The sequence below is a fragment of the Gulbenkiania mobilis genome (genome assembly GCA_004346645.1).
Taxonomy (GTDB): Bacteria; Pseudomonadota; Gammaproteobacteria; order Burkholderiales; family Chromobacteriaceae; genus Gulbenkiania; species Gulbenkiania mobilis.
Map to the genome: position 1 here is coordinate 363,544 of SMDA01000003.1, position 26,011 is coordinate 389,554.

General features: G+C 57.4%; 20 protein-coding genes. 10 read left to right on the forward strand and 10 right to left on the reverse strand.

Annotated elements, in window-relative coordinates; all coding sequences use genetic code 11:
* Positions 1-3 precede the first annotated feature (3 nt).
* The 8 genes from EV669_RS06690 to EV669_RS06725 form a co-directional block, all read right to left on the reverse strand.
* Positions 4-606, reverse strand: coding sequence for a glutathione S-transferase N-terminal domain-containing protein (locus EV669_RS06690; RefSeq protein WP_054284452.1), 603 nt, complete (start codon positions 604-606; stop codon positions 4-6).
* A 153-nt stretch (positions 607-759) separates the two neighbouring features.
* On the reverse strand, positions 760-1,521 hold the full coding sequence (locus EV669_RS06695) for a cytochrome c1 (protein ID WP_054284451.1): 762 nt from the start codon (positions 1,519-1,521) through the stop codon (positions 760-762).
* 20 nt (positions 1,522-1,541) lie between these two features.
* Positions 1,542-2,861 carry a cytochrome b gene (locus EV669_RS06700; RefSeq protein ID WP_054284450.1) on the reverse strand — a complete coding sequence of 440 codons (1,320 nt, stop codon included), beginning with the start codon at positions 2,859-2,861 and terminating at the stop codon, positions 1,542-1,544.
* A gap of 13 nt (positions 2,862-2,874) precedes the next feature.
* Complete coding sequence (petA, locus tag EV669_RS06705) at positions 2,875-3,459, reverse strand: ubiquinol-cytochrome c reductase iron-sulfur subunit (protein ID WP_054284449.1); 585 nt, start codon at positions 3,457-3,459, stop codon at positions 2,875-2,877.
* A gap of 122 nt (positions 3,460-3,581) precedes the next feature.
* Positions 3,582-4,328 (reverse strand): Nif3-like dinuclear metal center hexameric protein, encoded by a 747-nt coding sequence (locus tag EV669_RS06710; protein ID WP_054284448.1) that lies wholly within the window; start codon positions 4,326-4,328, stop codon positions 3,582-3,584.
* Between the two features lie 118 nt (positions 4,329-4,446).
* On the reverse strand, positions 4,447-6,084 hold the full coding sequence (gene groL / locus EV669_RS06715) for a chaperonin GroEL (protein ID WP_132098208.1): 1,638 nt from the start codon (positions 6,082-6,084) through the stop codon (positions 4,447-4,449).
* Between the two features lie 44 nt (positions 6,085-6,128).
* The gene (groES, locus tag EV669_RS06720) at positions 6,129-6,416 is read right to left on the reverse strand and encodes a co-chaperone GroES (RefSeq protein ID WP_054284446.1); all 288 of its coding nucleotides are present in this window, start codon (positions 6,414-6,416) and stop codon (positions 6,129-6,131) included.
* A 178-nt stretch (positions 6,417-6,594) separates the two neighbouring features.
* Complete coding sequence (locus EV669_RS06725) at positions 6,595-7,698, reverse strand: MraY family glycosyltransferase (RefSeq protein WP_318271348.1); 1,104 nt, start codon at positions 7,696-7,698, stop codon at positions 6,595-6,597.
* A gap of 96 nt (positions 7,699-7,794) precedes the next feature.
* Between EV669_RS06725 and rfbB the strand changes: the two genes are divergently transcribed.
* The 8 genes from rfbB (at position 7,795) to EV669_RS06765 (ending at position 15,421) form a co-directional block, all read left to right on the forward strand.
* The gene (rfbB, locus tag EV669_RS06730) at positions 7,795-8,877 is read left to right on the forward strand and encodes a dTDP-glucose 4,6-dehydratase (RefSeq protein ID WP_132098209.1); all 1,083 of its coding nucleotides are present in this window, start codon (positions 7,795-7,797) and stop codon (positions 8,875-8,877) included.
* On the forward strand, positions 8,862-9,755 hold the full coding sequence (gene rfbD, locus EV669_RS06735; RefSeq protein WP_132098210.1) for a dTDP-4-dehydrorhamnose reductase: 894 nt from the start codon (positions 8,862-8,864) through the stop codon (positions 9,753-9,755). Before rfbB ends, rfbD begins: the two co-directional genes overlap by 16 nt.
* A gap of 21 nt (positions 9,756-9,776) precedes the next feature.
* Positions 9,777-10,646, forward strand: coding sequence for a glucose-1-phosphate thymidylyltransferase RfbA (gene rfbA / locus EV669_RS06740; RefSeq protein WP_132098211.1), 870 nt, complete (start codon positions 9,777-9,779; stop codon positions 10,644-10,646).
* A 14-nt stretch (positions 10,647-10,660) separates the two neighbouring features.
* Positions 10,661-11,212, forward strand: a complete 552-nt coding sequence (gene rfbC, locus EV669_RS06745) for a dTDP-4-dehydrorhamnose 3,5-epimerase (RefSeq protein WP_132098212.1) — start codon at positions 10,661-10,663, stop codon at positions 11,210-11,212.
* Positions 11,190-12,488, forward strand: coding sequence for an oligosaccharide flippase family protein (locus EV669_RS06750; RefSeq protein ID WP_072242785.1), 1,299 nt, complete (start codon positions 11,190-11,192; stop codon positions 12,486-12,488). Before rfbC ends, EV669_RS06750 begins: the two co-directional genes overlap by 23 nt.
* Positions 12,489-12,731: 243 nt before the next feature.
* The gene (locus EV669_RS06755) at positions 12,732-13,694 is read left to right on the forward strand and encodes a hypothetical protein (RefSeq protein WP_132098213.1); all 963 of its coding nucleotides are present in this window, start codon (positions 12,732-12,734) and stop codon (positions 13,692-13,694) included.
* Between the two features lies 1 nt (position 13,695).
* Entirely contained in the window at positions 13,696-14,613 is a 918-nt protein-coding gene (locus tag EV669_RS06760) for a glycosyltransferase family 2 protein (RefSeq protein WP_132098214.1), read from the forward strand.
* A 4-nt stretch (positions 14,614-14,617) separates the two neighbouring features.
* Positions 14,618-15,421: a glycosyltransferase family protein gene (locus EV669_RS06765; RefSeq protein ID WP_132098215.1), complete on the forward strand. Its 804-nt coding sequence runs from the start codon at positions 14,618-14,620 to the stop codon at positions 15,419-15,421.
* A 168-nt stretch (positions 15,422-15,589) separates the two neighbouring features.
* On the opposite strand, the gene EV669_RS06770 is transcribed toward EV669_RS06765, so the two are convergent.
* Both EV669_RS06770 and gltB read right to left on the reverse strand, forming a co-directional pair.
* Positions 15,590-17,005, reverse strand: a complete 1,416-nt coding sequence (locus EV669_RS06770; RefSeq protein WP_054286735.1) for an FAD-dependent oxidoreductase — start codon at positions 17,003-17,005, stop codon at positions 15,590-15,592.
* Positions 17,006-17,091: 86 nt separating this feature from the next.
* On the reverse strand, positions 17,092-21,540 hold the full coding sequence (gene gltB, locus EV669_RS06775) for a glutamate synthase large subunit (protein ID WP_132098216.1): 4,449 nt from the start codon (positions 21,538-21,540) through the stop codon (positions 17,092-17,094).
* 267 nt (positions 21,541-21,807) lie between these two features.
* Between gltB and EV669_RS06780 the strand changes: the two genes are divergently transcribed.
* Together EV669_RS06780 and EV669_RS06785 are read left to right on the forward strand one after the other, a co-directional pair.
* The gene (locus tag EV669_RS06780) at positions 21,808-23,310 is read left to right on the forward strand and encodes a phospholipase D-like domain-containing protein (protein ID WP_132098217.1); all 1,503 of its coding nucleotides are present in this window, start codon (positions 21,808-21,810) and stop codon (positions 23,308-23,310) included.
* A 405-nt stretch (positions 23,311-23,715) separates the two neighbouring features.
* Positions 23,716-25,974: an arginine/lysine/ornithine decarboxylase gene (locus EV669_RS06785; RefSeq protein WP_132098218.1), complete on the forward strand. Its 2,259-nt coding sequence runs from the start codon at positions 23,716-23,718 to the stop codon at positions 25,972-25,974.
* Positions 25,975-26,011: the final 37 nt, after the last annotated feature.

Here is a 26,011-nt window from a genome sequence, read left to right on the forward strand (position 1 = left end):
CGTTTACTTGCGCATGGCCTTTTCGGACGGCGTCAGCGAATCGATGAACGACTGGCGCTGGAAGATACGCTCGGCGTACTTCAGGATGGGCGCAGCGCTCTTGCCCAGATCGATGCCGTAGTGTTCCAGGCGCCACATCAGGGGGGCAAGGGCCACATCGATCATCGAGAACTCGTCGCCAAGGATGAACTTCTGCTTGGCAAAGATCGGGGCAATCATCGTCAGGCCTTCGCGAATCGCCTCGCGGGCCTTGGTTGCTTCTTTCCCGGTAGCACCGGCTTCAAGCGCCTTTACATGGGCAAAAAGCTCTTGCTCGAAGCGGAACAGGAACAACCGCGCGCGGGCACGCATCACCGGGTCAGCCGGCATCAGCTGCGGATGGGGAAAGCGCTCGTCGATATACTCGTTGATGATGTTGGACTCGTGCAGGATGAGATCACGCTCCACCAGCACGGGCACTTCGTTGTACGGGTTCATCACCGCCAGGTCTTCGGGCTTGTTGTGGATGTCCACATCGATGATCTCGAAATCCATCCCCTTTTCGTACAGCACGATGCGGCAGCGGTGGCTGAACGGGCAGGTGATTCCGGAGTAAAGGGTCATCATGGCAGTAACGATCATCCTGTCAAAGGTTGGTCAAGGTCCGGGCTAGTTTAGCATCGTCGGAAGACGCATTTCCAGAAAAAGCCCGTAAGTACATGAACGAAAAAGGGAAAAGGCGGTTTCCCGCCTTTTCCCTGCGATGGCCTGTCGTCAGGCTCAGTGCACGTCTTTCCAGTATTCCTTTTTCAGGAAGTAGGACAGCGGCAGGAGTACCAGACCGAGGAACATCAGTACCAGATAGCCGATCTGATGGCGGCGCACTTGGGCCGGCTCGGCCATGTACACCATATAGTTCACCAGGTCGGCCATGCGGCGGTCGTAATCCAGCGTGATCGCCTTGCCGTTCTCGAGCTTGGTCATGGAGCCGGCCTTGACCAGTTCCAGCGACTTTTCCTCGTGTCCGTTGGCACCCTTGTGCACCTTCAGCACCTGCTCGCCCTGCCACTCCCAGAATACATGCGGCATCGCAACCTTGTCGAAGACAAGGTTGTTCCAGCCAGTCGGACGGGTGTCGTCGCGGTAGAAGCTGCGCATGTAGGCATACAGGTAATCGGCACCACGGGAGCGCGCGATCACAGACAGGTCCGGCGGGGTGTTGCCCAGCCAGACCTTGGCATCCGGCGTCTGCATCGAGATACGCATCGGGTCACCCACCTTGGCACCCGGCGGCAGGATGAAGTCCTTGATCTGCTGTTCGCTCAGGCCGATGTCCATCAGACGGTTGAAGCGCATGGCGTTGGCCGAATGACACGACAGGCAGTAGTTGACGAACAGCTGGGCACCGCGCTGTAGCGACTCGGTGTCCTGGATGTCGATCGGCGCCTTTTCCAGCTTGATCTCGCCTTCGGACGCGTGGGCGCCCACCAGAGGCAGGAAGAGCGCGGCCGCAGCGATCAGTTGACGGAGAGTCTTTTTCATTTTTCTGGCCTTCCTTCCTGTTACACGTTCATCGCGAAGACGGTGGCCAGCACGATGGTCAGCGCAGTCAGCAGCAGGAACTGCAGCTTGCGCTTGAACGTGCTTTCGGTCAGCCGTTGCGGCACCGGCTCGCTGCCCACGTCATTCTTGGTGTAGAACGGCATGGCCAGGAAGAAGGCGAAATAGATGAACGACAGGATCTGCGCGATGATGGTGCGGGTGTTGGTCGACGGCATGGCACCGAGGATGCCCAGGCCGATGAACGCAATCACGAACAGCGTCAGCGCGATCTTGAACTTGGGACCACGATAGCGGATCGACTTCACCGGCGAGCGGTCCAGCCACGGCAGGAAGGCGATCAGAACCACCGCCGCGCCCATGCCAATCACCCCCCATACCTGGGTGCCGGCAAAAGACGGAATGGCACGCAGAATGGCGTAGAACGGCGTGAAGTACCATACCGGCGCAATATGCGGCGGGGTTTTCAGCGGGTCGGCCGGATCAAAGTTCGGGTGCTCGAGGAAGTAACCGCCCATCTCCGGCAGGAAGAACACGATGGTGGTGAACACGATCAGGAACACCGCGACACCGAGCACGTCCTTGACCGTGTAATACGGGTGGAAGGGGATGCCATCCACCGGCAGACCGGTGTTGGGGTCCTTGTTCTGCTTGATTTCCACGCCATCCGGGTTGTTGGAGCCTACTTCATGCAGGGCGATCAGGTGGGCAACCACCAGCGCCAGCAGCACCAGCGGCACTGCGATCACGTGGAGGGCAAAGAAACGGTTAAGGGTGGCATCGGATACCACATAGTCCCCCCGGATCCATACGGACAGGTCCGGGCCGATCACCGGAATGGAACCGAACAGGTTCACGATCACCTGTGCGCCCCAGAACGACATCTGACCCCACGGCAGCAGGTAGCCCATGAAGGCTTCGGCCATCAGCACCAGGAAGATCAGCGTGCCGAAAACCCATACCAGCTCGCGCGGTTGCTTGTACGAGCCATAGATCAGGCCGCGGAACATGTGCAGGTACACCACCACGAAGAACATCGAGGCCCCGGTGGAGTGCATGTAGCGGATGATCCAGCCACCGGGCACGTCGCGCATGATGTACTCGACCGACAGGAACGCGAGGTTGGCGTCGGGCTTGTAGTTCATGGTCAGGAAGATGCCGGTCACGATCTGGATGACCAGCACCAGCAGGGCGAGCGAACCGAAGAAGTACCAGAAGTTGAAGTTCTTCGGCGCGTAGTACTCGGTTACGTGCTCTTTCATCATCGACGACAGCGGGAAGCGTGCGTCGACCCAATTCATAAAGGATTGTCCCTTGCTCATCTTACGCCCTCGGTTACTTGTCATCGCCGATCAACAGGCGGGTGTCGGAGAGGTACTTGTGCGGCGGAATCTCCATGTTCTTCGGTGCCGGCACCCCCTTGTACACGCGGGCGGCCAGGTCGAACTTGGAGCCGTGGCACGGACAGTAGAAGCCGCCCAGCCACTCCGGGCCGAGGTCGGCCGGGGCGATGTCGGGGCGGTGGGTCGGCGAACAGCCCAGGTGGGTACAGATGCCGACGGCCACCAGGATCTCCGGCTTGATGGAGCGGTTGGTGTTCTGGCAGTACTTCGGCTGCTGTTCGACTTCGGACTTCGGATCGACGAGCTTGTCGTCCAGCTTGGGCAGGTTCTTCAGCTGCTCCGGCGTGCGCGAGAGTACCCACACCGGCTTGCCGCGCCATTCGACGTTGATCTTCTGACCCGGCTCCAGCTTGCTGATATCCACCTCTACCGGTGCGCCAGCCGCCTTGGCCCTTTCGGACGGGAAGAAGCTCATCAGAAACGGCGTGGCCACCCCGGCTGCCGCAACACCCCCAACCGCGCTGGTTGCAACCGTCAGAAACCGACGGCGCCCCGTATCGACGTGTTGTTCACTCATTACAGTCATCCTCAAACGTGGAAACCGAGCTTATAAACTTAAACTGCATGATTTTACCCGATTCCCGGTAGGGACTTGAAGCCTTATCCGGAGAAATTGTGCAAACACCCTTCAGGACAACCTCATACAGGGTTGGGCAGGTCCACAAAACAGGTCTCCAACCCATGCTCCCGGGTCAGCCAGCCCGCCAGCGCGGCCACGCCGTAGCGCTCGGTGGCGTGGTGCCCAGCGGCCAGGAAGGCAACGCCCAGCTCCTCGGCGATATGATGATGCTGCTCGGACACCTCACCAGTGATGTAGGCATCCACCCCCAGCGCAATCGCCTCTTCAAAGAAGCCTTGGGCACCGCCGGTGCACCAAGCCACACGCCGCACCAGTCGGTCAGCGGGCCCGAGCAGCAGCGGCGGCCGCCCCAATGCGGTGGCCACGCTTTCGGCCAACCCTCGGGCCGGCAAGGGGGCTTCGAGATGGCCATGCCACAGCAGACCCTGGTCTCCGGCCTGCCCGTCCACTGCAAGACCCAGCACTGCCGCAAGGCGGGCATTGTTGCCGACGACCGGATGTGCATCGAGCGGCAGGTGATAGGCAATCAGGCTGATATCGTGGGCGAGCAGACGGGACAAGCGCGCCTTCTTCATGCCGGTGATGCAGGGGTTCTCGTTTTTCCAGAAGTAGCCGTGGTGAACGAGGATGGCATCGGCTCCACGTTCGATGGCTACATCGATGAGCCCCTGCGAGGCCGTGACGCCGGCCACGACGCTGCGCACTTCCGAGCGCCCCTCGACCTGCAAGCCGTTGGGCCCGTAATCCTTGAAACGCCACGGTTCCAGATAGGTATCAAGCACCTTCACGAGTTCGGCAAGTTGCATGCATCCTCCTTTTTGATCCGTTGCGACCGATTCTGCCAGAAATGCTCCGCTCACCAGAGGGCCAAAACAAAACCCCGCCGAAGCGGGGTTTTGCAATGACAACGTTGGCCGAAGCGGCTTACATCATGCCGTCCATGCCCATGCCGCCCATGCCGCCCATCGGAGCAGCCGGCTTCTCTTCCGGCAACTCGGCGATCATGCAGTCGGTGGTCAGGAGCAAGCTGGCAACGGAAGCCGCATGCTGCAGGGCCGAGCGGGTCACCTTGGCCGGGTCCAGAACGCCCATTTCCAGCATGTCGCCATACTCGCCGCTGGCAGCGTTGTAGCCGAAGTTGCCCTGGCCTTCCAGTACCTTGTTCACCACGACCGACGGCTCCTCACCGGCGTTCTTGACGATCTGGCGCAGCGGCGCTTCGATGGCCTTCAGCACGATCTTGATGCCGGCTTCCTGATCGGCGTTGTCGGCCTTCAGGGTATCCAGGGTCGCACGGGCACGCAGCAGGGCCACGCCACCGCCCGGAACCACGCCTTCTTCCACGGCAGCGCGGGTCGCATGCAGCGCATCTTCCACGCGCGCCTTCTTCTCTTTCATTTCCACTTCGGTGGCTGCACCCACCTTGATCACGGCCACGCCGCCGGCCAGCTTGGCTACGCGCTCCTGCAGCTTCTCGCGGTCGTAATCGGAGGTGGCGGTCTCGATCTGCTGACGGATCTCGGCAACACGGGCCTGGATCGCAGCGGCTTCGCCAGCGCCGTCGATGATGGTGGTGTTTTCCTTGCCCACTTCCACACGCTTGGCCTGGCCCAGCATGTCAAGGGTGACTTTCTCCAGCGTCAGGCCCACTTCCTCGGCAATCACGGTACCACCGGTCAGGGTGGCGATGTCCTGCAGCATGGCCTTGCGACGGTCGCCGAAGCCCGGCGCCTTGACGGCCACGACCTTCAGGATGCCACGGATGGTGTTGACCACCAGGGTGGCCAGAGCTTCGCCTTCAACGTCCTCGGCAATGATCAGCAGCGGGCGGCCCGACTTGGCCACTTGCTCCAGTACCGGCAGCAGCTCGCGGATGTTGGAAATCTTCTTGTCGAAGAGCAGGACGTACGGATTGTCCAGGGCGGCAATCTGCTTGTCCGGGTTATTGATGAAGTACGGGGACAGGTAGCCGCGATCAAACTGCATGCCTTCCACGACATCCAGCTCGTTGTTGAGCGACTTGCCGTCCTCGACGGTGATCACGCCTTCCTTGCCCACTTTTTCCATGGCGCTGGCAATGATCTCACCGATGTCGGTGTCGGAGTTGGCCGAAATCGAGCCCACCTGAGCGATTTCCTTGGAGGTGGCGCACGGCTTGGCAATCTTGGCCACTTCGCTCACCAGCGCAGCCACCGCCTTGTCGATGCCACGCTTCAGATCCATCGGGTTCATGCCAGCAGCGACGAACTTCATGCCTTCCTGGACGATGGCCTGGGCCAGCACGGTCGCGGTGGTGGTGCCGTCACCGGCCACGTCGGAAGTCTTGGAAGCAACTTCCTTCACCATCTGGGCGCCCATGTTCTCGAACTTGTCCTTCAGCTCGATTTCCTTGGCGACGGAAACGCCATCCTTGGTGATGGTGGGCGCGCCGAAGGAGCGGTCCAGCACTACGTTGCGGCCTTTCGGGCCCAGGGTCACCTTGACTGCGTCAGCCAGGATATTGACACCAGCGACCATCTTGGCGCGGGCGGAATCACCGAATTTAACGTCTTTAGCTGCCATTGTTCATTCTCTCCAAAATCGGTTTCGGGATGTGTGGGCCGGAGTTACTCGACGATACCCATCACGTCTTCTTCGCGCATCACCAGCACTTCATTGCCGTCTACCTTGACGGTCTGGCCGGAGTATTTGCCGAAGATCACCTTGTCACCCACCTTCAGTTCGAGGGGACGGCGCTCGCCGTTTTCCAGCAGTTTGCCGTTGCCCACGGCCAGCACTTCGCCCATGTCCGGCTTCTCGGCGGCAGCGCCCGGCAGAACGATGCCGGAAGCAGTTTTTTCTTCGGCTTCGAGGCGCTTGATTACCACACGGTCATGCAGAGGACGGATTGCCATTGATCTCTCCTAGTAAGCAATTTGGCTGTTGAGAGGTGAATACAGTCAACTCAGGGTTTAGGCCGGATGCATTAGCACTCGGACCTAGCGAGTGCTAATGGTAGGGACACGTGGCAGGGATTTCAAGCGGCACAGCTCGATTGATTTTTTAAACCAACCCAAGCCAAACCATAGATTATTATCCGCGTTTACGTAGTACCCACCACCGGGGCACCCGGAAGCGCACGATGCGCGTGTAGGTCCACAGATAGAAAAGGACGAAGGCCAGGCAAGCCCCCTGAAGCAACCGCTCGCTCTGCCAGAACAACAAGGCCGGCAGTACGGCGGAGAGAGTCACCGCCCACAGGTAGGGAGCAGTCAGGCTGTTGCGCCGGATCTTGGCGGCTACATCGTCGGAGCCGACCATCCATCTAACCAACCGCTTGTAGACCAGCATGTGAAAGTGCAAGCCATCGGGAACGCCGGGCGACATCTTGCGTAAATGCTTCTTGCGGTAAATGGAAAACAGGGTTTCGAACACCGGGTAGATCATCAACAGCATCGGAAACCAAGGCGATACTGCCCCGCGACCGCCCTCCACCAGCAGCACCGACATTTCGGCCAGCAAAAAGCCCACCAAGTAGGCCCCTCCGTCACCGGCAAACAGCAGACCGGCGGGGAAATTCCACACCAGAAACCCCAGCAGGCTGCCCATCAGGGCAACACTTGCCACCAACACCCCCTGCTGTCCGGTCTTGTAAGCTACGTAGGCCAGCGCTGCAGCCACGAACAGCGCACTCCCGCCCAGGACGCCGTTATATCCATCAATGATGTTGAAGGCATGACAGACCCCGCCCACTGCGAACATGGTGCACGTTAAGGCTAGGAGGGGACTGCCCGCCAACAACCGGTCCAGCCCGGGCAGACCGAAAGAAGGCACCACCGCCCCCATCAGCAAAGAGGCCAGCAAGGCTGAAGCAAAAGCTCCAGCCAGCCTGAAGCGGGGAGAGACCTTGCGGCTGAGGTCTTCCACCAAGCCCGCAAGGAATACCGGGACCGCAGCCAGCATGAGAAGTGACAGAAGGGCTGCATCAATGGGAGCCTCAACCACATGTAGCAACCCGACGGCGCCCAGCAGGCCGCTTAGGATGCCCACTCCGCCAATGCGTCCGGTAGGACGGACATGGAATTTCTGGGGCCCCCTTTGGACGGGATCAAGACCAGCGTGCCGGACGAGCCGGATGCAGAACATGCACACCACCAACGCGATCACGAAGGTGATGATCAGGATGGCTAGCAGCACGGTACTCTCCTGGTTATGCCGTCCGGAATAAAGAACGCAAGCATTCTGACAGAGTACCTCTTACAATTCACCCAAACCAATAAGCGGTATACCAACATGCTGATGATCACGGGAGGCGCCGGCTTCATCGGTGCCAATTTTGTAAAAGACTGGCTGGCGCAGTACGATGAACCCGTCCTGAATCTGGACAAGCTCACCTATGCTGGCAATCTTTCCTCTCTGGCCGCCTTGCAGGGGGACACCCGTCACGTCTTTGTAAAAGGAGATATTGCCGACCGTTCGCTGGTTCGCCAGCTTCTTTCCCGCCACCGGCCACGAGCGGTCCTGAACTTCGCTGCAGAAAGCCACGTAGATCGCTCCATTCATGGACCTCAGGCCTTCGTGGACACCAATGTAACCGGTACCTTTCAGCTCTTGGAGTCGGTGAGGGACTACTGGAGCGAACTATCCCGCCAGGAACAGCAGGCGTTCCGTTTCCTGCATGTATCGACTGATGAGGTGTTCGGCTCCCTCTACCCGACGGAACCGGCCTTCACTGAAGTCCATCCCTATCGCCCCAACAGCCCCTACTCTGCTTCCAAGGCTGCCTCGGACCATCTAGTGCGCGCTTGGCATCATACGTATGGTCTGCCGGTACTCACCACCCACTGCAGCAACAATTACGGCCCCTATCAGTTTCCCGAGAAGCTGATCCCGCTGATGATCTTAAATGCCCTGTCCGGCAAGGCTCTGCCCCTCTATGGAGATGGCCAGCAGGTCAGAGACTGGCTGTACGTGAAAGATCACTGCGCAGCCCTGCGTCGGGTGCTTGAAGCGGGGTCACCTGGAGAAACCTACAATATTGGAGGCTGTAGCGAGCGAACCAATCTGCAAGTGGCCACGACCTTGTGCACCCTGCTGGATACGCTGTGTCCTCGCGCGGAAGGAGGCTCGTATGCAGCACAGATCACCTTTGTGAAGGACCGGCCCGGACATGACCGACGCTATGCTATCGATGCCAGTCGACTGGAAAGCGAGCTCGGATGGAAACCGGCCGAAACGTTTGAAAGTGGGCTTTGCAAGACGGTCAACTGGTATCTGGCGCATCAAGCATGGGTGGACGACGTAACCTCCGGGTCCTATCGCCATTGGGTGACACAGCACTATGGTGAAGGTGAACCGTCATGCCCCGCATCCTGATTACTGGCGCAAACGGACAGGTCGGTCGTGAACTGAAACGCACCCTCGCCCCCTTGGGAACGCTGCTGTGCTGTGACAGGGCACAGCTCGATCTGCGGTACACCGAAAACCTGGCCACACAGCTGCAGAATCTTCAGCCGGATATCATTGTGAATGCCGCTGCCTACACAGCGGTGGACAAGGCAGAGGGCGATGTCGATACGGCTTATAAGGTTAATGCTGAAGCCCCAGCCGCGCTGGCGACCTGGGCCTTAAAGCGGGATGCATTACTGATTCACTACTCTACCGACTACGTGTTCGATGGCGAGAAAAATGGACCTTACGTGGAAACCGATCCTGTCAACCCACAGTCGGTATACGGCACCAGCAAGCTTGCGGGCGAGCAAGCCATCACCATCTCTGGCGTCAGCCATGCCATCCTTCGCACCAGTTGGGTGTTCGGGGTGCACGGTAGCAACTTTCTGAAAACCATACTGCGCTTAGGCCATGAGAAAGAATCTCTCAATGTTGTCGCAGACCAGATAGGCGCCCCTACTCCGGCAGCTCTGCTGGCCGATGTCACAGCAAAGGTCGTCCAGCACTATCGTCAGTCCCCTCGCATGTTTCCGAGCGGGCTCTACCACACTACCAGCGCAGGGAAAACAAGTTGGTACGAGTATGCCCGGTTAGTCATAAGGTTGGCCGAAGAGCAGGGCCTACCACTGAAGCTGACACATGCCGATATTCACCCGATCTCTTCCGATGCCTATCCGGCACGGGCAAAACGCCCTCTGAACTCTCAGTTGGATTGCAGTAAACTACGCTCAACGTTTGACATTCATTTACGAGACTGGCAGGACGGTGTGCATCAGGTATTCGCCCAGCTGTGCCAGTATTGATAAGCGAGCGAGACGTCGTCTATGAACCGTAAGGGTATTATTCTGGCCGGAGGCAGCGGTACCCGTCTTTATCCCGCCACGCTCGCGGTCAGCAAGCAGCTGCTACCGATTTATGACAAACCAATGATCTATTACCCGCTCAGCACCCTCATGCTGGCGGGCATTCGCGATATCCTGATCATTTCCACTCCGCTGGACACACCACGTTTCGCGCAGCTACTGGGCGATGGCAGCCAATGGGGAGTCAGCCTGCACTATGCTGTACAGCCCAGTCCGGACGGCCTGGCACAGGCATTCCTCATCGGCGAACACTTCTTGGCCAGCGCACCCAGCGCACTAGTATTAGGCGACAACATCTTCTATGGCCACGATTTCCCGCGCCTGCTACGTTCGGCCAACCAAAAAACTGAAGGCGCCAGCGTTTTCGCCTATCACGTCAACGATCCGGAGCGCTATGGCGTGGTGACCTTCGACGACAAAGGCAAAGCACTATCCATCGAAGAAAAGCCTGCACAGCCCAAATCCAATTACGCGGTGACCGGACTGTACTTCTACGATGCACAAGTAGTGCACATCGCCAAGAGCATCAAGCCTTCCGCACGCGGAGAGTTGGAAATCACCGACATCAACAATGTCTACCTGCAGCAAGAGCAGCTGGAGGTGGAAACTATGGGTCGCGGCTACGCCTGGCTAGATACTGGCACCCACGAATCCATGTTGGAAGCCAGCCAGTTCATCGCTACGATCGAAAACCGCCAAGGCTTGAAAGTGGCTTGCCTGGAAGAAATCGCCTACATTCAGAAATGGATTGATGCGGAACAGCTGGCGCGGCTAGCCCGGAATTACCGAAAAAACAATTACGGCAAGTACTTGCTTCGATTGCTGAAATGACGGGCTAAAATCTAATGAAAATTACAAGCACTCACATTCCAGATGTAAAAATCATCGACCCTGTTATCTTTAATGATGAACGCGGCTTTTTCTTTGAAAGCTTCAACCAAGCTGTTTTCGAGAAAGCTATTGGTCGCTCCGTTTTTTTTGTGCAGGACAATCATTCTCGCTCTTTCAAGGGAGTTTTACGCGGTTTACATTACCAAACGGCACCAGAAGCTCAAGGGAAATTAGTACGCTGCGCAGCCGGCGAAATCTTCGATGTTGCTGTAGATATCCGCAGACATTCCCCTACCTTCAAGCAGTGGGTTGGCGTCCATCTCACGGCAACCAACAAAAGGCAACTTTGGATTCCGGAAGGCTTTGCCCATGGGTTCCTGACCCTTTCTGAAGAGGCCGACGTGCTCTATAAGACAACTACTTACTGGGCTCCTCAGCATGAGCGGTCGATACTGTGGAACGATCCAGGCCTAGCAATCACTTGGCCCGCGCTAGACTGCCGTATCCGGTGCTCGGAAAAAGACAGTCTAGCGGTCACATTAGATGACACTGAATTTTTTGAATGAGAAAGCAGTGAACCGCTCTTTGGTACGCAACATTCTGTCGTTATTTCTCTTACAAGGCGTCAACTACCTACTTCCTCTTTTCACCCTCCCCTACTTGGTAAGAACGTTAGGGACGGAAAATTTTGGTCGATTGGGTTTTTGCTCGGCCTTTATCCAGTATTTTGTTCTATTAGTTGATTACGGTTTTAACTTAAGCGCAACACGCGTTCTTGCGAGCCAAAAACAAAATCAGGAAAAACTAAGCAGCACCTTCTGGAATATTATGGCCTGCAAGACGATACTTGGATTATTGGGAGCGCTCATTTTACTAGCTCTTATTGACACAGTCCCAACACTAAAATCAAACCAAGGAATTCTACAGTTCGCGTATATACAAGTCGTGGGAACCATCCTACTCCCTATCTGGTTTTTTCAAGGCTTGGAAAAAATAGACAAGTTCGCAGCCTGCTCTTTGGCAGCCAAAATTCTTATTCTTCCTACTATATTTTTTTTCGTTCAGAAACCCGAAGATGTAGAGTTGGCAGCAGCTCTCCAAGGAATAACAACCTTATCCTCGGGATTATTTGCCATTGGCTTTATTTATCACAAAAAAATGATAAAGTGGGCATACCCAAGCCTCAAGGAAATAAAAACTCAACTGACCGAGGGATGGCACGTCTTTCTCTCTACTGCAGCAACCAGCTTGTACACCACCTGCACTACAGTGATACTAGGCTTTTTAACCAATAGTTCAGCAGTAGGACATTTTGTGGCGGCAGACAAGATCCGGCAGGCAGTACAAGGTTTGATTAGCCCGATTTCCCAAGCCCTTTACCCAAGAATAAATGCTCTTGTAGAGCAAGATCTTACTGCCGCTTTTAAATTAATCCGCAAATTGCTACTGCGCCAAGGAATTGCCACAGCTATACTATCTACTCTTTTATTTATTTACGCGCCTTTAATTGTTGAAACGACTTATGGGGCTAACCATCAAGAAACTACTTTAGTTCTGCAACTACTGGCCCCCCTGCCTTTACTGACCGGACTTAGCAATGTTTTCGGCATACAAACGATGCTCCCGTTAGGGATGAGTGATCTTTTTAGTCGCATCCTGATTATATCAAGTATATGCAGCATAATTTTCGTACTCCCTCTTAGCGCTCACCTAGGGGCAAAAGGAGCGGCGATATCCGTGTTATTTACAGAATGTTTAGTCACCTGTAGTATGGGATGGGCAATTTATAAAAGAAAGATTCCCATATTACACCTTTCTTCCCAACACCTTAATCGCAAGTGAAAAGCAACACAGAGCACTTAAAGTCACTCAATTAAGATCAAATAACCCTTACATGCTTTACCATTACTTCTAATGGGCCACTGCCATTCACACCGCATCAACATCATAAACTTGCACCGCAATTGGTTTCACACATTGAATAGCACATGAAAAACATAAAGATGCAATTTTTTGATCCTACCATGCATTTCAAAATGGGCAGCACTCAGTAGATTTACCGATAAAGCACAAGGATGGATTACAGTGATTTATATTGGCTGCATTGCTCACACCGCGACAGGCGGAACAGAATTACTACACCAACTTGCCTCAACTATTATCGGTCTAGGTTTAGAAGCTAAGATATTTTACGTCGGAAGCTCACACAGAAAAGACCCTGTAGCCGAGAGATTCAAAAAATACAAAGCCCCCTACACTTTTGAAATAAAAAATTTACGCCAAGACGACCTCTTGATAGTTCCAGAAGTGATGACCCAGTTTTTGTATAACTGGCGGACTCCGGTTCCATGCAAAAAAATTATCTGGTGGCTGAGCGTTGATAATTACTACACATCAGTTTCACACTTCAAAAAAACCCTCAAGTATTATCTAGGATACCGAGTTTTTGATTTCAAAGAAGATTTTTACCACCTCGCACAATCAGAATATGCCGCTAACTTTTTAAGAAAAAAAGGCATTGCAAAATTAAGCTATCTATCGGATTATCTAGGAGACGATTTTCTAGAAGCGCCTTCAATAGACTTGAGCACCAAAAAAGATATCATCGCTTATAACCCAAAAAAAGGCAAAGAAATTACGGATGAATTCATTAAGAAGGCAGGCTCAAATCTAGAGTTCGTTGCTCTTGAGAACATGACCCCAATAGAGGTAAAAAAGACCCTTCTAAAGGCAAAAGTTTATATCGATTTTGGAACCCACCCTGGAAAAGATAGAATTCCTCGAGAGGCTGCCATGTGTGGATGCTGTATAATCACAAATAGAGCAGGGTCTGCAGCCTTCAAAGAAGATGTTCCCATACCTGAAGAATATAAATTCTCTTCCCCTCGAAGCAGTTTTGACATCATTACTTTGCTAATAGAAAAATGCTTTAGAAACTTCTCCTGCGAACACCAGAAATTCGACAGTTATCGAGAATCAATAAAAAAAGAAAAAAATTTATTCCAAAGCGAAGTGCTCCACCTACTAAAAACTCTAAGGAAATTATAAAGTGGTTGGTGCCATTATTGTCCTTTACCATCCTGATGAGCCCAACCTCAAAGCACTGCTTGATAGCCTTAAAAATCAAGTTGCGGCAATCTACCTCATTGACAATACCCCTTTCGGGCAAATTCAATATAACGAATCTTATTTCAAAAATTACAGCCCAATTTGCATTTATAAGAGTTTAGGAAACAACAAAGGAATAGCAAAGGCTCAAAATGAAGGTATATCTCTAGCCATAAAAAAAGGTTGTACTCACGTGTTGCTTTTGGATCAGGACAGCTGCCCTGCCAGAAACATGGTATTTAAACTCATTCAGGAAGAGACCCGATTAAAAAATCTAGGCAGAAAAGTGGCAGCAGTCGGACCGCTATTTATTGAGCAAAAAGGCAGCAGCTCAGCCACAGCAATACGGCACAAGTTTCTACACGTAGAAAAAATACCCATACTCAAAGACATGAAGGAGGCCGTGGAAACTGATCATATAATCGCTTCAGGCTCCTTAATAAGTGTCGACTCCCTCACAGAAATAGGACTGATGATGGAGGAACTTTTTATAGATTGGGTCGATGTTGAATGGGGGTTAAGGGCAAAGAGCAAGGGATATTCGTGCTTCATAACCCCTTCTACCATCATGAAGCACAGCATAGGTGATGAAGTAGTTTTTTTCTTGGGTAAGAAAATAAGCTTACACAGCACAACAAGAAATTACTATATTGTTAGAAATTTGGCCTTCCTTTTGAGAAAAAACCATTTGGACTGGAACTGGAGAAGCATCAGCATCTTAAGAATTCCTAAATACATAGTTTTCTATACTTGGAAAAGTAACCATAAACTAAATACCTTGAAAACCCTTACTCAAGCCCTTTATCATGGTTTAATTGGAAAAACCGGGGCCATACCCAATTCTATTGTAAAAAAATGACGCCATGAGATTGATTGCATCAATTGTTCTTTTTAAGAATTTTAAAAACAAAACTGAACCACTCATAGAACAAATAACTTCGTCATCACTGTTAGAAAAACTTATTCTTGTTGACAATGGCGGATGCAACTGGGCTTCCAACATGAACAACGAAAAGATAGTTTACATAAAACCCAAAAATAATATTGGCTTTGGAGCAGGGCACAATATTGCCATCTCCCGCTTTGCCGAACACAGTGACTTTTTCTTAATCGTCAACCCAGACATTGAAGTCTCCGCAGAGGACCTAGACGCTTTTTGCCTAGCCGCAGAAAAAGAAGACGCCGCATTATTTATGCCAGACATCCGGTACCCAAATGGGGAAAGGCAGCATCTCTGTAAGCTACTCCCCACTCCTTTCGATCTTTTTTTCCGTCGCTTTCTTCCCAGCATTTCAAAATCCACAAATACCACCTATGAATTGCACGACGCGGACTACTCGCGCAAGTTCTTCGCCCCTTATTTGTCCGGATGTTTCATGCTGGTTCGCTCGACGGCCCTGAAGGCCGTGGGTGGTTTCGACGAGCGGTTTTTCCTATACTTAGAAGATACCGACCTGTCTCGACGACTAGCAACCTATGGCAGTGCCCTGTACCTTCCCAGCACGACAGTTACACACCATTTCCAAAAGGCTTCTTATAAAAGCGTCAAACTGCTTTTGATACACGTTCGTTCAGCCTGCTCATATTTTTTCAAATGGGGCTGGTTCTTTGATGCCGAGAGGAAGCAGATGAACCAGCGATGCCTACGTCACCTGCCTCGAAAATGAATCCTTACCCTCCGTCAGGAAACTGAATACCGCTTCTTAATTGGCGTTCCTCATTTTTATGTCCGGATCATGAACACAGCTCCATTTTTTAGAAAAAACCCGCCATCAGGCGGGTTCGGTCGCATCTAAATCTGTGTACTACCTAGTTAGTCTAGCCAAACACATCACTTACCACACCTGCAGATAACTGAGCATTCCCTCCGCTGCCTGGCGTCCTTCGAACACTGCGCGCACCACGAGATCCGCACCCCGCACCTGGTCGCCGCCGGCAAAGACCTTGGGGTTGCTGGTCTGATACTTGTAGGGCGTGTTGGCTGAAGCCGTGGTACGGCCATTGCCGGCCGTGGCAATGCCTTGGCGATCAAACCAAGTAGCAGGCTCGGCTTGGAAGCCGAACGCGATGATGACGTGGTCACATTCGATGGTTTCTTCGCTACCCGGCACCACTTCGGCATTGCGCCGGCCCCGAGCATCGGGCTCGCCCAGCCGGGTTTCGGCCAACCTTACCCCCAGACTGCCATTGTCGAGCTGAACGATGCCGACCGGCTGGCGGTTCCAGAGGAACTCCACGCCCTCTTCCCGTGCATTGGTCACTTCCCGCTTCGAGCCCGGCATGTTGGCTTCGTCGCGCCGATAAGCGCAGATCACCCGACGAGCACCTTGGCGGATGGAAGTGCGGTTGCAGTCCATCGCGGTATCACCACCACCCAGCACCACGACACGCTTGCCCGCCATGGACAGGGGGGCCTCATCTGCCGGGAGGGTGCCCATGCGCTGGCGGATATTGTTGATAAGGAAGGGCAAGGCTTCCAGTACGCCGGGCAGGGCCTCGCCGTCGAAGCCGCCCTTCATGTACCGGTAGGCGCCCATCCCCATGAAGACGGCGTCGTACTCTTCCAGCAAGGCCTCGATCTGCACATCCCGACCGATCTCGGTATTGAGGCGGAACTCGACACCCATGCCTTCCATGATTTCGCGCCGACGGCGGATAACGTCCTTTTCCAGCTTGAATTCGGGGATGCCGAAGGTTAGCAGGCCGCCGATTTCCTCGTAGCGGTCGAACACCACCGGCCGTACGCCATTACGCACCAGCACATCGGCACAGGCGAGCCCGGCGGGGCCAGCACCGATGATAGCAACCTTCCTGTCGCTCCACACCACCTTGCTCATGTCCGGACGCCAGCCCGCCTTGAAGGCTTCATCGGTAATGTACTTCTCGATGCTGCCAATGGTGACGGCGCCAAAGCCGCCCTGGTTCAGCGTGCAGGCGCCCTCACACAGACGGTCTTGAGGACAGACCCGTCCGCAGATCTCGGGCAGGCTGTTGGTCTTGTGGGACAGTTCGGCCGCCTCGAAGAGCCGGCCTTCCCGCACCAGCTTCAGCCAGTTCGGGATGTAGTTGTGTACCGGGCACTCCCACTCGCAGTAGGGGTTGCCACACGAGAGGCAGCGTGCCGACTGGTCGGCCGCGTCCACGCTGTGCAGCGGTCGGTAGATTTCCTTGAACTCCACCTTGCGCACCTGGGCTTCCACCTTATCCCCGGGGTTGCGCGAGAGCTTCATGAACTGGAATACGTCACCCATGATCTGTGTTCCTTGCCACGCGCCGCCATCCGGGCGGCGCGTCAGTTAACGAAGGTTGGCCGAAAGCATTGCGGCCACCGGAGGCATCAGTCCTTCAGCAGGCTGTCCAGGCGGGCGGCCTTGGGCTTGACCAGCCAGAAGTAGTCGACATAGTCCTCGAAGTTCTGCAGCATCGCCTGGGCGGTTTCGGAGCCAGTCAGTTCGGCATGCTTGGCGATCTTCTCCAGAAGGAAGGCGCGGTACATGCCCATGGCTTCACCGTTGATCAGGTGGATGTCGATCAGCTCGTTGTTATAGCGGTAGGCAAAGCGCTCGTTCGGGTCGTAGACGAAGGCAAAACCTCCGGTCATGCCGGCACCGAAGTTATAGCCGGTCTCACCCAGGACGATGACACACCCGCCAGTCATGTATTCGCAGCAGTGGTCGCCGGCGCCTTCGATCACGGCCAGCGCGCCGGAGTTGCGCACGCCGAAGCGCTCGCCGGCGATCCCGGCCGCGAACAGCTGGCCACCGGTGGCCCCGTAGAGGCAGGTATTGCCGACGATAATCGACTCTGAGGACTTGTAGGCCGCCGACTTGGGGGGATAGATGGTGATGCGGCCACCGGCCATGCCCTTGCCTACATAGTCGTTGGCGTCGCCTTCCAGCTCCAGGTGCAGGCCGGGGGCATTCCAAACACCAAAGCTCTGCCCGGCCGCCCCATTGAACTTGACCGTCAGGCAGCCGTCCGGCAGGCCAGCAGCCCCATGTACGCGGGCAATCTCCCCCGACAGGCGGGCGCCGATCGAACGGTTGACGTTGGCGATCGGATACTCCAGCCGTAGCATCTGCCGGTTTTGGATGGCCGGCAGCGCCGCCTGCAGCACCGCTTCGGCCAGCTCGCCCTTGTCAAACGAAGGATTGGCCTCGGTCACGCAGAAGCGCGGCTCGCTGTCGGGTACCTTCCCTAGATTGAGCAGCGGTGCCAGATTCAGCTTCTCTTGGCGCTCCGACTGGGCAGCACCCAGTTCCAGAAGGTCCATGCGGCCGATCAGCTCGTCCATGGTGCGCACCCCCAGCCGCGCCATCCATTCACGCGTTTCCTGAGCCACGAACAGGAAGTAGTTCATCACCATTTCCGGCAGGCCGGTGAAGTATTTGGAGCGCAACTTGATTTCCTGCGTCGCCACCCCGGTGGCACAGTTGTTGAGGTGGCAGATGCGCAAATACTTGCATCCGAGTGCCACCATCGGTCCGGTACCAAAGCCGAAGGATTCGGCCCCCAGCATGGCGGCCTTCACCACGTCCAGGCCGGTTTTCAGCCCGCCGTCGGTCTGCACACGCACCCGGCCACGCAGGCCGTTGGCCCGCAGCACCTGCTGGGCCTCGGACAAGCCCAGCTCCCACGGGCTACCGGCGTACTTGACCGAGGTGAGCGGCGAGGCACCCGTACCGCCGTCGTAACCCGAGATGGTGATCAGATCGGCATAGGCTTTGGCCACGCCCGCGGCAATGGTGCCCACACCCGGCTCGGCCACCAGCTTGACCGAGACCAGCGCTTGAGGGTTGACCTGCTTCAGGTCGAAGATCAGCTGTGCCAGATCCTCAATGGAATAAATGTCGTGATGCGGCGGCGGCGAGATCAGGCTGATGCCCGGCTTAGAGCAGCGTAGCTTGGCGATCAGCGGGCTGACCTTGTCGCCTGGCAGCTGTCCGCCCTCGCCCGGCTTGGCGCCCTGGGCAATCTTGATCTGCAGTACCTCCGCATTGACGAGGTAGTGCGGCGTGACGCCAAACCGGCCGGAAGCCACCTGCTTGATCTTGGACATCCGCTCGGTGCCGTAACGGCTCGGGTCCTCACCGCCTTCACCCGAGTTGGAACGGCCGCCCAGCCTGTTCATGGCGATGGCGAGCGCCTCATGGGCCTCTGGAGAGAGCGCGCCCAGCGACATGCCAGCGGAATCGAAACGCTTGAGGATGGATTCGACCGGTTCAACTTCCTCAAGGGGAACGGGGCTGGTGGCCAGCCTCGGTTGCATCAGGTCGCGGAACATGGCCACCGGGCGCTGGTTGACCAGCTCGGCGTACTGCAGGTAGGTGGCGTAGTCACCGGTCTGCACCGCCTTCTGCAGCGTCATCACCACATCCGGGTTGTAGGCATGGTATTCCTCACCATGCACGTACTTGAGCAGCCCCCCCTGCGTCAGCGGACGCATCGGATTGTAGGCAAGCCGGGCCAGTTTCTTCTGGTCTGTCTCGAAATCCTCGAAGCCGGCACCGCCAATGCGGGAAACCGTGCCGCGCAGACACAGTTCCACCACCTCGTCGTGAATACCGATGGCTTCGAAAAGCTGGGCACCGCGATACGAGGCGATGGTGGAGATGCCCATTTTGGACAGCACCTTCAGAAGCCCCTTGTTGATGCCCTTGCGGTAGTTCTGCAGTGCCTCGTTGTGGCGGAGCGGCACTTCGCCGGACTGCACCAGATCCAAGATGGTCTGATAGGCGAGGTAGGGATAGACCGCCGTGGCGCCATAGCCGATCAGGCAGGCCATGTGATGCGGATCGCGCACCGTGCCGGTCTCGACAAGGATGTTGGACTTGCAGCGCAGGCCGGCGTCGATCAATGCGTGGTGCACGGCACCGGTCGCGAACAGGGCATGGATCGGCAGCCGGTCCGGGCACAGGTTGCGGTCCGACAGCACCACGATCACGGTGCCCTCGCGCACGGCCTCGACCACGTGCTCGGCCAGGCGACGGAGGGCGGCTTCGAGCGAGGATTCGGAGGGGTCGTAGCACAGGTCGAAAGTGGTGGCCTTCAGGTAAGGCTCCGGCCGGGTAATGATCTTGACGAACTTCTCGTGGCTGAGCACCGGGCTGCGCACTTCCAACCGCTTGGCGTGCTCGGCGCTTTCCTCGAACATGTTGCGCTCGGGGCCGAACACGCTGTTGAGCGACATCACCACCGCTTCGCGGATGGGGTCGATCGGCGGATTGGTCACTTGGGCGAACTGCTGGCGCAGATAATCGAACGGCGAACGGATCTTCTGGCTGAGCACGGCCATCGGCGTGTCATCGCCCATCGAGCCCACGGCTTCCTGGCCATCTTCGGCCAACACCCGCAGGATCTGGTCGCGCTCCTCGAAGCTGACATTGAACAGCTTCTGGGCACGCAGCAGGGCCTCCTTCGGCATCGGCTCGAGGGTACTGTCGTCCTCGATCGAAAGCTCCAGGTACTTGGCGCTGTCCTTGATCCACTGGCGATAGGGCTTGGCTGACTTGAGCTGCGCATCGATGTCTTCCGGCATCATGAGCTCGCCGGTCCCCAGATCGGCGGCAAACAGCTGACCGGGCTTGACACGCCCCTTCCGGATCACGTCCTCGGGCCGGTATTCCCATACCCCCACCTCGGAAGCAATGGTCAGCACGTTGTCGCGGGTGAGCACCCAGCGTGCCGGACGAAGTCCGTTGCGATCAAGCATGCAGGCTGCGTAGCGGCCATCGGTCAGCACGATGCCGGCGGGGCCATCCCAAGGCTCCATGTGCATTGAGTTGAATTCGTAGAAGGCGCGCAGGTCCTTGTCGGTACTGTCCACGTTCTGCCAGGCGGGCGGCACCAGAAGACGCAGAGCCCTAAAGAGCGGAATGCCGCCCATCAGCAGGCCTTCGAGCATGTTGTCGAGCGACATCGAGTCCGACCCATCGGTCTGCACGATCGGCCGTACCGCATCCATGTCCAGATGGGGGGACTCCATGATCTGCTCGCGCGCACGGGCCCAGTTGCGGTTGCCCTGGACGGTGTTGATCTCGCCGTTGTGCGCGAGAAAACGGAACGGCTGGGCCAGCTTCCACTGGGGCCAGGTGTTGGTGGAGAAGCGCTGGTGGAAGACGGCCAGGCTGGTCTCGAAGCGGGGGTCTTTGAGATCGAGGAAGAAGCGCGGCAGGTTTTCCGGCGTTACCAGCCCCTTGTACGACAGGGTATGCGGCGAAAGCGTGGGCAGGTAGAAGTGTGGGTCGTCACCGCGGTTGGCCTTTTCGGCCTGACGGCGGCCCATGTACAGCCGGCGCTGGAAGGCCATCTCGTCCATGCCGAACGGACAGTTGACGAACACCTGGACGATGGCAGGCAGGCTGGCCAGCGCTGCTTCGCCACAGGCGGACGGATCGGTGGGCACGGTCCGGAAGCCTGCGACCTCGAGCTCCTGGGTTTCGAGGTATTCTTTCAGACGTCGCAAGCTGCGCTGTCCGATGGCTTCGTCCGGATGGTGGAACACCAGACCCGCCGCATAGGTGCCCTTGAGGGTGATGCCGGCCTCTGCGGCCACCTCGCGCAAAAAGCCGTCGGGCTTCTTGAACAGCAGGCCACAGCCATCGCCCGACTTACCGTCTGCCGCCATCGCTCCACGATGGGTCAGCCGGGCCAGCGAGGAGATGGCGGTCTGCGCGATCCAGTGGCTGGGCCTGTCGTCCAACTGCGCGATCAGACCGAAGCCACAGCTGTCCTGCTCGAAATCCGGACGGTACAGAGTACCCTCCAACCACTGCTGTCTGTCCATGCTCTTTGCCTGCTTATAATGTGTAACGGATGTTTTGATTCTAAGGTCAAGATTGCTGACCCTGCAACCGCTTTTTGTGCAGTGCATTAGTATAATAAAAACAAAAACTTATGTTTTTTTATGAAAAAAAAAGCGTGTTTTTTATATCCCGGGAAAAGCATTTTTTTTCAGTTTATGAGACATGCAAATTCGTAAAAACGACCTCTTCAGCTGGGTTTTTTTGGACTTTGCCTGGTTTAAGAAAATATATTGTTAGACAACATACGAATGCAGCAACACCGTCCGGATTCCTCCCCTCCTGCCGGCCTGATTCGCCAGCTGGCCGATCAGGCCTTTTCACGCACCGCTGGCGCGCCGTTGGTGGCCGGCAACCGGGTGCACCTGCTGTTCGACAGCGAGGAAAACTTCCCTGCCTGGGAAGCAGCGATCGCCTCGGCGCAGGAGAGCGTACTCATCGAGATGTACATGTTCGGCAACGATGCCTATGGCAGACGCATCCGGGACCTGCTGGCCGAGCGCGCCCGGGCCGGGGTGCGGGTGTACCTGCTTTACGACTGGCTGGGCTGCTGGAAGGAACATCTGGGCGGATTCTTCCGCCCGCTGGTGCAGGCGGGCGCGTCGGTGCAGGCCTTCAATCCCCCCACCCTGACCGGCGGCGTCAGTCTGTTCGGCCGCAACCATCGCAAGCTGATCGTGGTGGATCGGCGGGAAGCCTTCGTCTCCGGCCTTTGCATCAGCAGCCGCTGGGAGGGCGATGCCGCTCACGGCATTGCACCCTGGCGCGACACCGGAGTACAGCTCTCCGGGCCGCTGGTGCGCGACGCGGTGGCAGCCTTCGGCGACAGCTGGATGGCCTCGGGCGGCCTGGCGGACTTTGACCAAGGGACGGCAGCGGCGGGCGACGCGGGCGAGGTATCGGCACGACTGATTGCCACCACGCCCTCCACGGCACACGTGATGCGGCTGGACCTGCTGATCGCCAGCTTCGCCCGGCAGACACTCTGGCTAACCGACGCCTACTTCATGGGCACCAGCATGTACCTGACCGCGCTCAAGCAAGCGGCGCGCGATGGGGTGGACGTGCGGCTTCTGGTGCCGCGCTCGAGCGACATCGGCTGGATCGCAACGGTCTCACGCACGCTGTACCGGCCGCTGCTGGAAGCCGGGGTGCGGGTGTTTGAGTGGAACGGCCCGATGATCCATGCGAAATCGGCAGTGGCGGACGGGCGCTGGGCCCGTATCGGTTCAACCAACCTCAACCTCTCCAGCTGGCTGGCCAACCGCGAGCTGGACATCGTGCTGGAGGACGGGCCGTTGGCCGAAGCGCTGGAGGCGCAGTTCCTGCGCGACCTGGAAAACGCCACCGAAGTGGTGCTGACAGGCGCGCGGCGACGCCCGGTGCTGACCCGGCCGCGCACGCATCATTTCAGCCTGCGCCCGCCAGGGCCGGGCCAGGCCGTGCGCAGCGCCTCGGCCGCAGCGCGACAGGCGGTGCGCATTGGCGACGTGCTGGGAGCGGTGGTGCGGGGCACCCGCGGCGTGGAGGCGAGCGAGGCTTCGGCCTTCCTGGCGATCGGACTGGTGTTACTGGCAGTGGCCGTGGCAGTAGTGCTGGTGCCGTATCTGGTTGCGATACCCCTGGCCTTCTTCCTGGGGCTGTCGGGCGGCGCAGTGGTGCTCCGGGCCCTGGGGCTCTATCTGGAGCGGAAAAAAACGCAACACCCGCCTCCTGCTCCCCCCGGGCCGCCTGTGTCCGGCGATCCGGAATGAAAACAGCCACTTGAGGGGCTTCGGCCAACCCTGCCCGGCTGCGGGCGCGGCCACAGGCGACCGGCTTTTACCGCAATGCGGCATCGTGCATGCCCAGCACAAAAAAGTCGCGCTACAATGCGCGCTCTTGACGGGTAGTTCCAGGCCGGCAGACGTCAGGACGAGGGTATTTCGTCCGATGCGCACCGCGGCGCAAAGCGCCCCCGCCCCCTGCCCGCCACACAGACAGGCACGCCGTCTGCCGGGCAGGTTAACCACCGCGCCTCAAGGCAGTTTGCTGCCCCAACGCGCACCGAGTGACTCTTTGGCATTGCCCCGGCCGAAGCTGCGTTACAGGTGCCCGCCCTGCCCGCCGCCCCGCCGTGCCCTGCCGAAAGTCCGAGTTTTCAGACCAAGGACTCAGGTATGCGTTTTCAATTTCCCCTCGTCGTGATCGACGAAGACTTCCGTTCCGAGAACACCAGCGGCTCCGGCATCCGTGAGCTGGCCGCCGCCATCGAAAGCCACGGCATGGAGGTGGTGGGCTACACCAGTTATGGGGATCTGACCTCCTTTGCCCAGCAGCAGAGCCGCGCTGCCGGCTTCATTCTGTCGATCGACGACGAGGAGTTCCAGAGCGAGGACACGACGGCAGCAGCGCTGGGCGACCTGTACGCCTTCGTGGCCGAGATCCGCCGGCGCAACCCGGACATTCCGGTTTACCTCTACGGCGAGACCCGCACCGCGCGCCACATTCCCAATGACATCCTGCGCGAACTGCACGGCTTCATCCATATGCACGAGGACACGCCAGACTTCGTCGCCCGCCACATCATCCGCGAATCCAAGAGCTATCTGGATGGCTTGGCGCCGCCGTTCTTCCGCGCGCTGGTGCACTATGCGCACGACGGCTCCTACTCCTGGCATTGCCCGGGGCATTCGGGCGGGGTGGCGTTTCTCAAAAGCCCGGTCGGCCAGATGTTCCACCAGTTCTTCGGGGAAAACCTGCTGCGCGCGGACGTGTGCAACGCGGTAGACGAGTTGGGCCAGCTGCTGGACCACACCGGCCCGGTGGCGGCCAGCGAGCGCAATGCCGCGCGCATCTTCCATGCCGATCACCTGTTCTTCGTGACCAACGGCACCTCCACCTCCAACAAGATCGTGTGGCACAGCACCGTGGCGGCCGGCGACATCGTGCTGGTGGACCGCAACTGCCACAAGTCCAACCTGCACGCGATCATGATGACCGGGGCCATCCCGGTGTTCCTGACCCCGACGCGCAACCACTACGGCATCATCGGCCCGATCCCCAAGTCCGAATTCCAGCCGGAGACCATCCGCCAGAAGATTCTGGCCAACCCGTTCGCCCGCGAGGCCCTGCAGAAGAACCCGGACCTCAAGCCGCGCATTCTCACCATCACGCAGAGCACCTACGATGGCATCCTTTACAACGTTGAGGAGATCAAGGGGTTGCTGGACGGTCAGGTGGACACACTGCACTTTGACGAGGCATGGCTGCCGCACGCGGCTTTCCACGACTTCTATGGCGATTTCCACGCCATCGGCGAAGGCCGCCCTCGGTGCAAGGAATCGATGATTTTCTCCACCCAGTCCACCCACAAGCTGCTGGCCGGCCTGAGCCAAGCCTCGCAGATCCTGGTGCAGGACCCGGAAAGCCGTCGTCTGGACACCCATGGCTTCAACGAAGCCTACCTGATGCACACTTCCACCAGCCCGCAGTACGCCATCATCGCCAGTTGCGATGTGGCTGCCGCGATGATGGAACCGCCGGGTGGCACGGCTCTGGTGGAAGAATCGTTGGCCGAAGCGCTGGACTTCCGCCGCTCAATGCGCAAGGTGGATGAGGAATATGGTGAGGACTGGTGGTTCCGCGTCTGGGGTCCAGACGAGCTGTCGGACGACGGCCTGTGCGATGCAGCCGACTGGGAGCTGAAGCCGGACGCCACCTGGCATGGCTTTCAGGGCATTGAGGAAGGCTTCAACCTGCTGGACCCGATCAAGTCCACCGTCCTCACCCCTGGGCTGAACGTGGACGGCACCTTCGAGGACATGGGCATCCCTGCGGCGATGGTGACCAAATATCTGGCCGAGCATGGCGTGGTGGTGGAGAAGACCGGCCTCTACAGCTTTTTCATCATGTTCACCATTGGCATCACCAAGGGCCGCTGGAACACCCTCCTCACCGCCCTGCAGCAGTTCAAGGACGACTACGACAAGAACCAGCCGCTGTGGCGCGTGATGCCGGAGTTCGTGGCGCGCTATCCGGTGTACGAGCGTGTCGGCCTGAAAGACCTGTGCCAGAAGATCCACAACCTCTACCGCGAGCATGACATCGCCCGCCTCACCACCGAGATCTACCTCTCGGAGATGGAACCGGCCATGCGTCCGGCCGATGCCTTCGCCAAGATGGCGCACCGCGAGATCGAGCGGGTGCCGGTGGACCAGCTGGAAGGTCGCGTCACCGCAGTGCTGCTCACGCCGTATCCGCCGGGCATCCCGCTGCTGATCCCGGGCGAGGTGTTCAACCGGACCATTGTCGACTATCTGCGCTTTGCGCAGGACTTTAACCGACAGCTGCCGGGTTTCGAGACCGATGTACATGGTCTGGTGGGACAGGACATCGACGGCAAGAAGGTGTACTGCGTCGACTGCGTCAGGGCGTGACCGCCCGGGCTGTAAGCAAAAGGCCTCTTACGGGAGG

What these genes read in the sequence shown, in the direction of transcription:
- EV669_RS06690 (WP_054284452.1), bottom strand. Translation starts at nt 606, where the DNA reads ATGATGACCCTTTACTCCGGAATCACCTGCCCGTTCAGCCACCGCTGC.
- EV669_RS06695 (WP_054284451.1), bottom strand. Translation starts at nt 1,521, where the DNA reads ATGAAAAAGACTCTCCGTCAACTGATCGCTGCGGCCGCGCTCTTCCTG.
- EV669_RS06700 (WP_054284450.1), bottom strand. Translation starts at nt 2,861, where the DNA reads ATGAGCAAGGGACAATCCTTTATGAATTGGGTCGACGCACGCTTCCCG.
- petA (WP_054284449.1), bottom strand. Translation starts at nt 3,459, where the DNA reads ATGAGTGAACAACACGTCGATACGGGGCGCCGTCGGTTTCTGACGGTT.
- EV669_RS06710 (WP_054284448.1), bottom strand. Translation starts at nt 4,328, where the DNA reads ATGCAACTTGCCGAACTCGTGAAGGTGCTTGATACCTATCTGGAACCG.
- groL (WP_132098208.1), bottom strand. Translation starts at nt 6,084, where the DNA reads ATGGCAGCTAAAGACGTTAAATTCGGTGATTCCGCCCGCGCCAAGATG.
- groES (WP_054284446.1), bottom strand. Translation starts at nt 6,416, where the DNA reads ATGGCAATCCGTCCTCTGCATGACCGTGTGGTAATCAAGCGCCTCGAA.
- rfbB (WP_132098209.1), top strand. Translation starts at nt 7,795, where the DNA reads ATGCTGATGATCACGGGAGGCGCCGGCTTCATCGGTGCCAATTTTGTA.
- rfbD (WP_132098210.1), top strand. Translation starts at nt 8,862, where the DNA reads ATGCCCCGCATCCTGATTACTGGCGCAAACGGACAGGTCGGTCGTGAA.
- rfbA (WP_132098211.1), top strand. Translation starts at nt 9,777, where the DNA reads ATGAACCGTAAGGGTATTATTCTGGCCGGAGGCAGCGGTACCCGTCTT.
- rfbC (WP_132098212.1), top strand. Translation starts at nt 10,661, where the DNA reads ATGAAAATTACAAGCACTCACATTCCAGATGTAAAAATCATCGACCCT.
- EV669_RS06750 (WP_072242785.1), top strand. Translation starts at nt 11,190, where the DNA reads ATGACACTGAATTTTTTGAATGAGAAAGCAGTGAACCGCTCTTTGGTA.
- EV669_RS06765 (WP_132098215.1), top strand. Translation starts at nt 14,618, where the DNA reads ATGAGATTGATTGCATCAATTGTTCTTTTTAAGAATTTTAAAAACAAA.
- EV669_RS06770 (WP_054286735.1), bottom strand. Translation starts at nt 17,005, where the DNA reads ATGGGTGACGTATTCCAGTTCATGAAGCTCTCGCGCAACCCCGGGGAT.
- gltB (WP_132098216.1), bottom strand. Translation starts at nt 21,540, where the DNA reads ATGGACAGACAGCAGTGGTTGGAGGGTACTCTGTACCGTCCGGATTTC.
- EV669_RS06780 (WP_132098217.1), top strand. Translation starts at nt 21,808, where the DNA reads ATGCAGCAACACCGTCCGGATTCCTCCCCTCCTGCCGGCCTGATTCGC.
- EV669_RS06785 (WP_132098218.1), top strand. Translation starts at nt 23,716, where the DNA reads ATGCGTTTTCAATTTCCCCTCGTCGTGATCGACGAAGACTTCCGTTCC.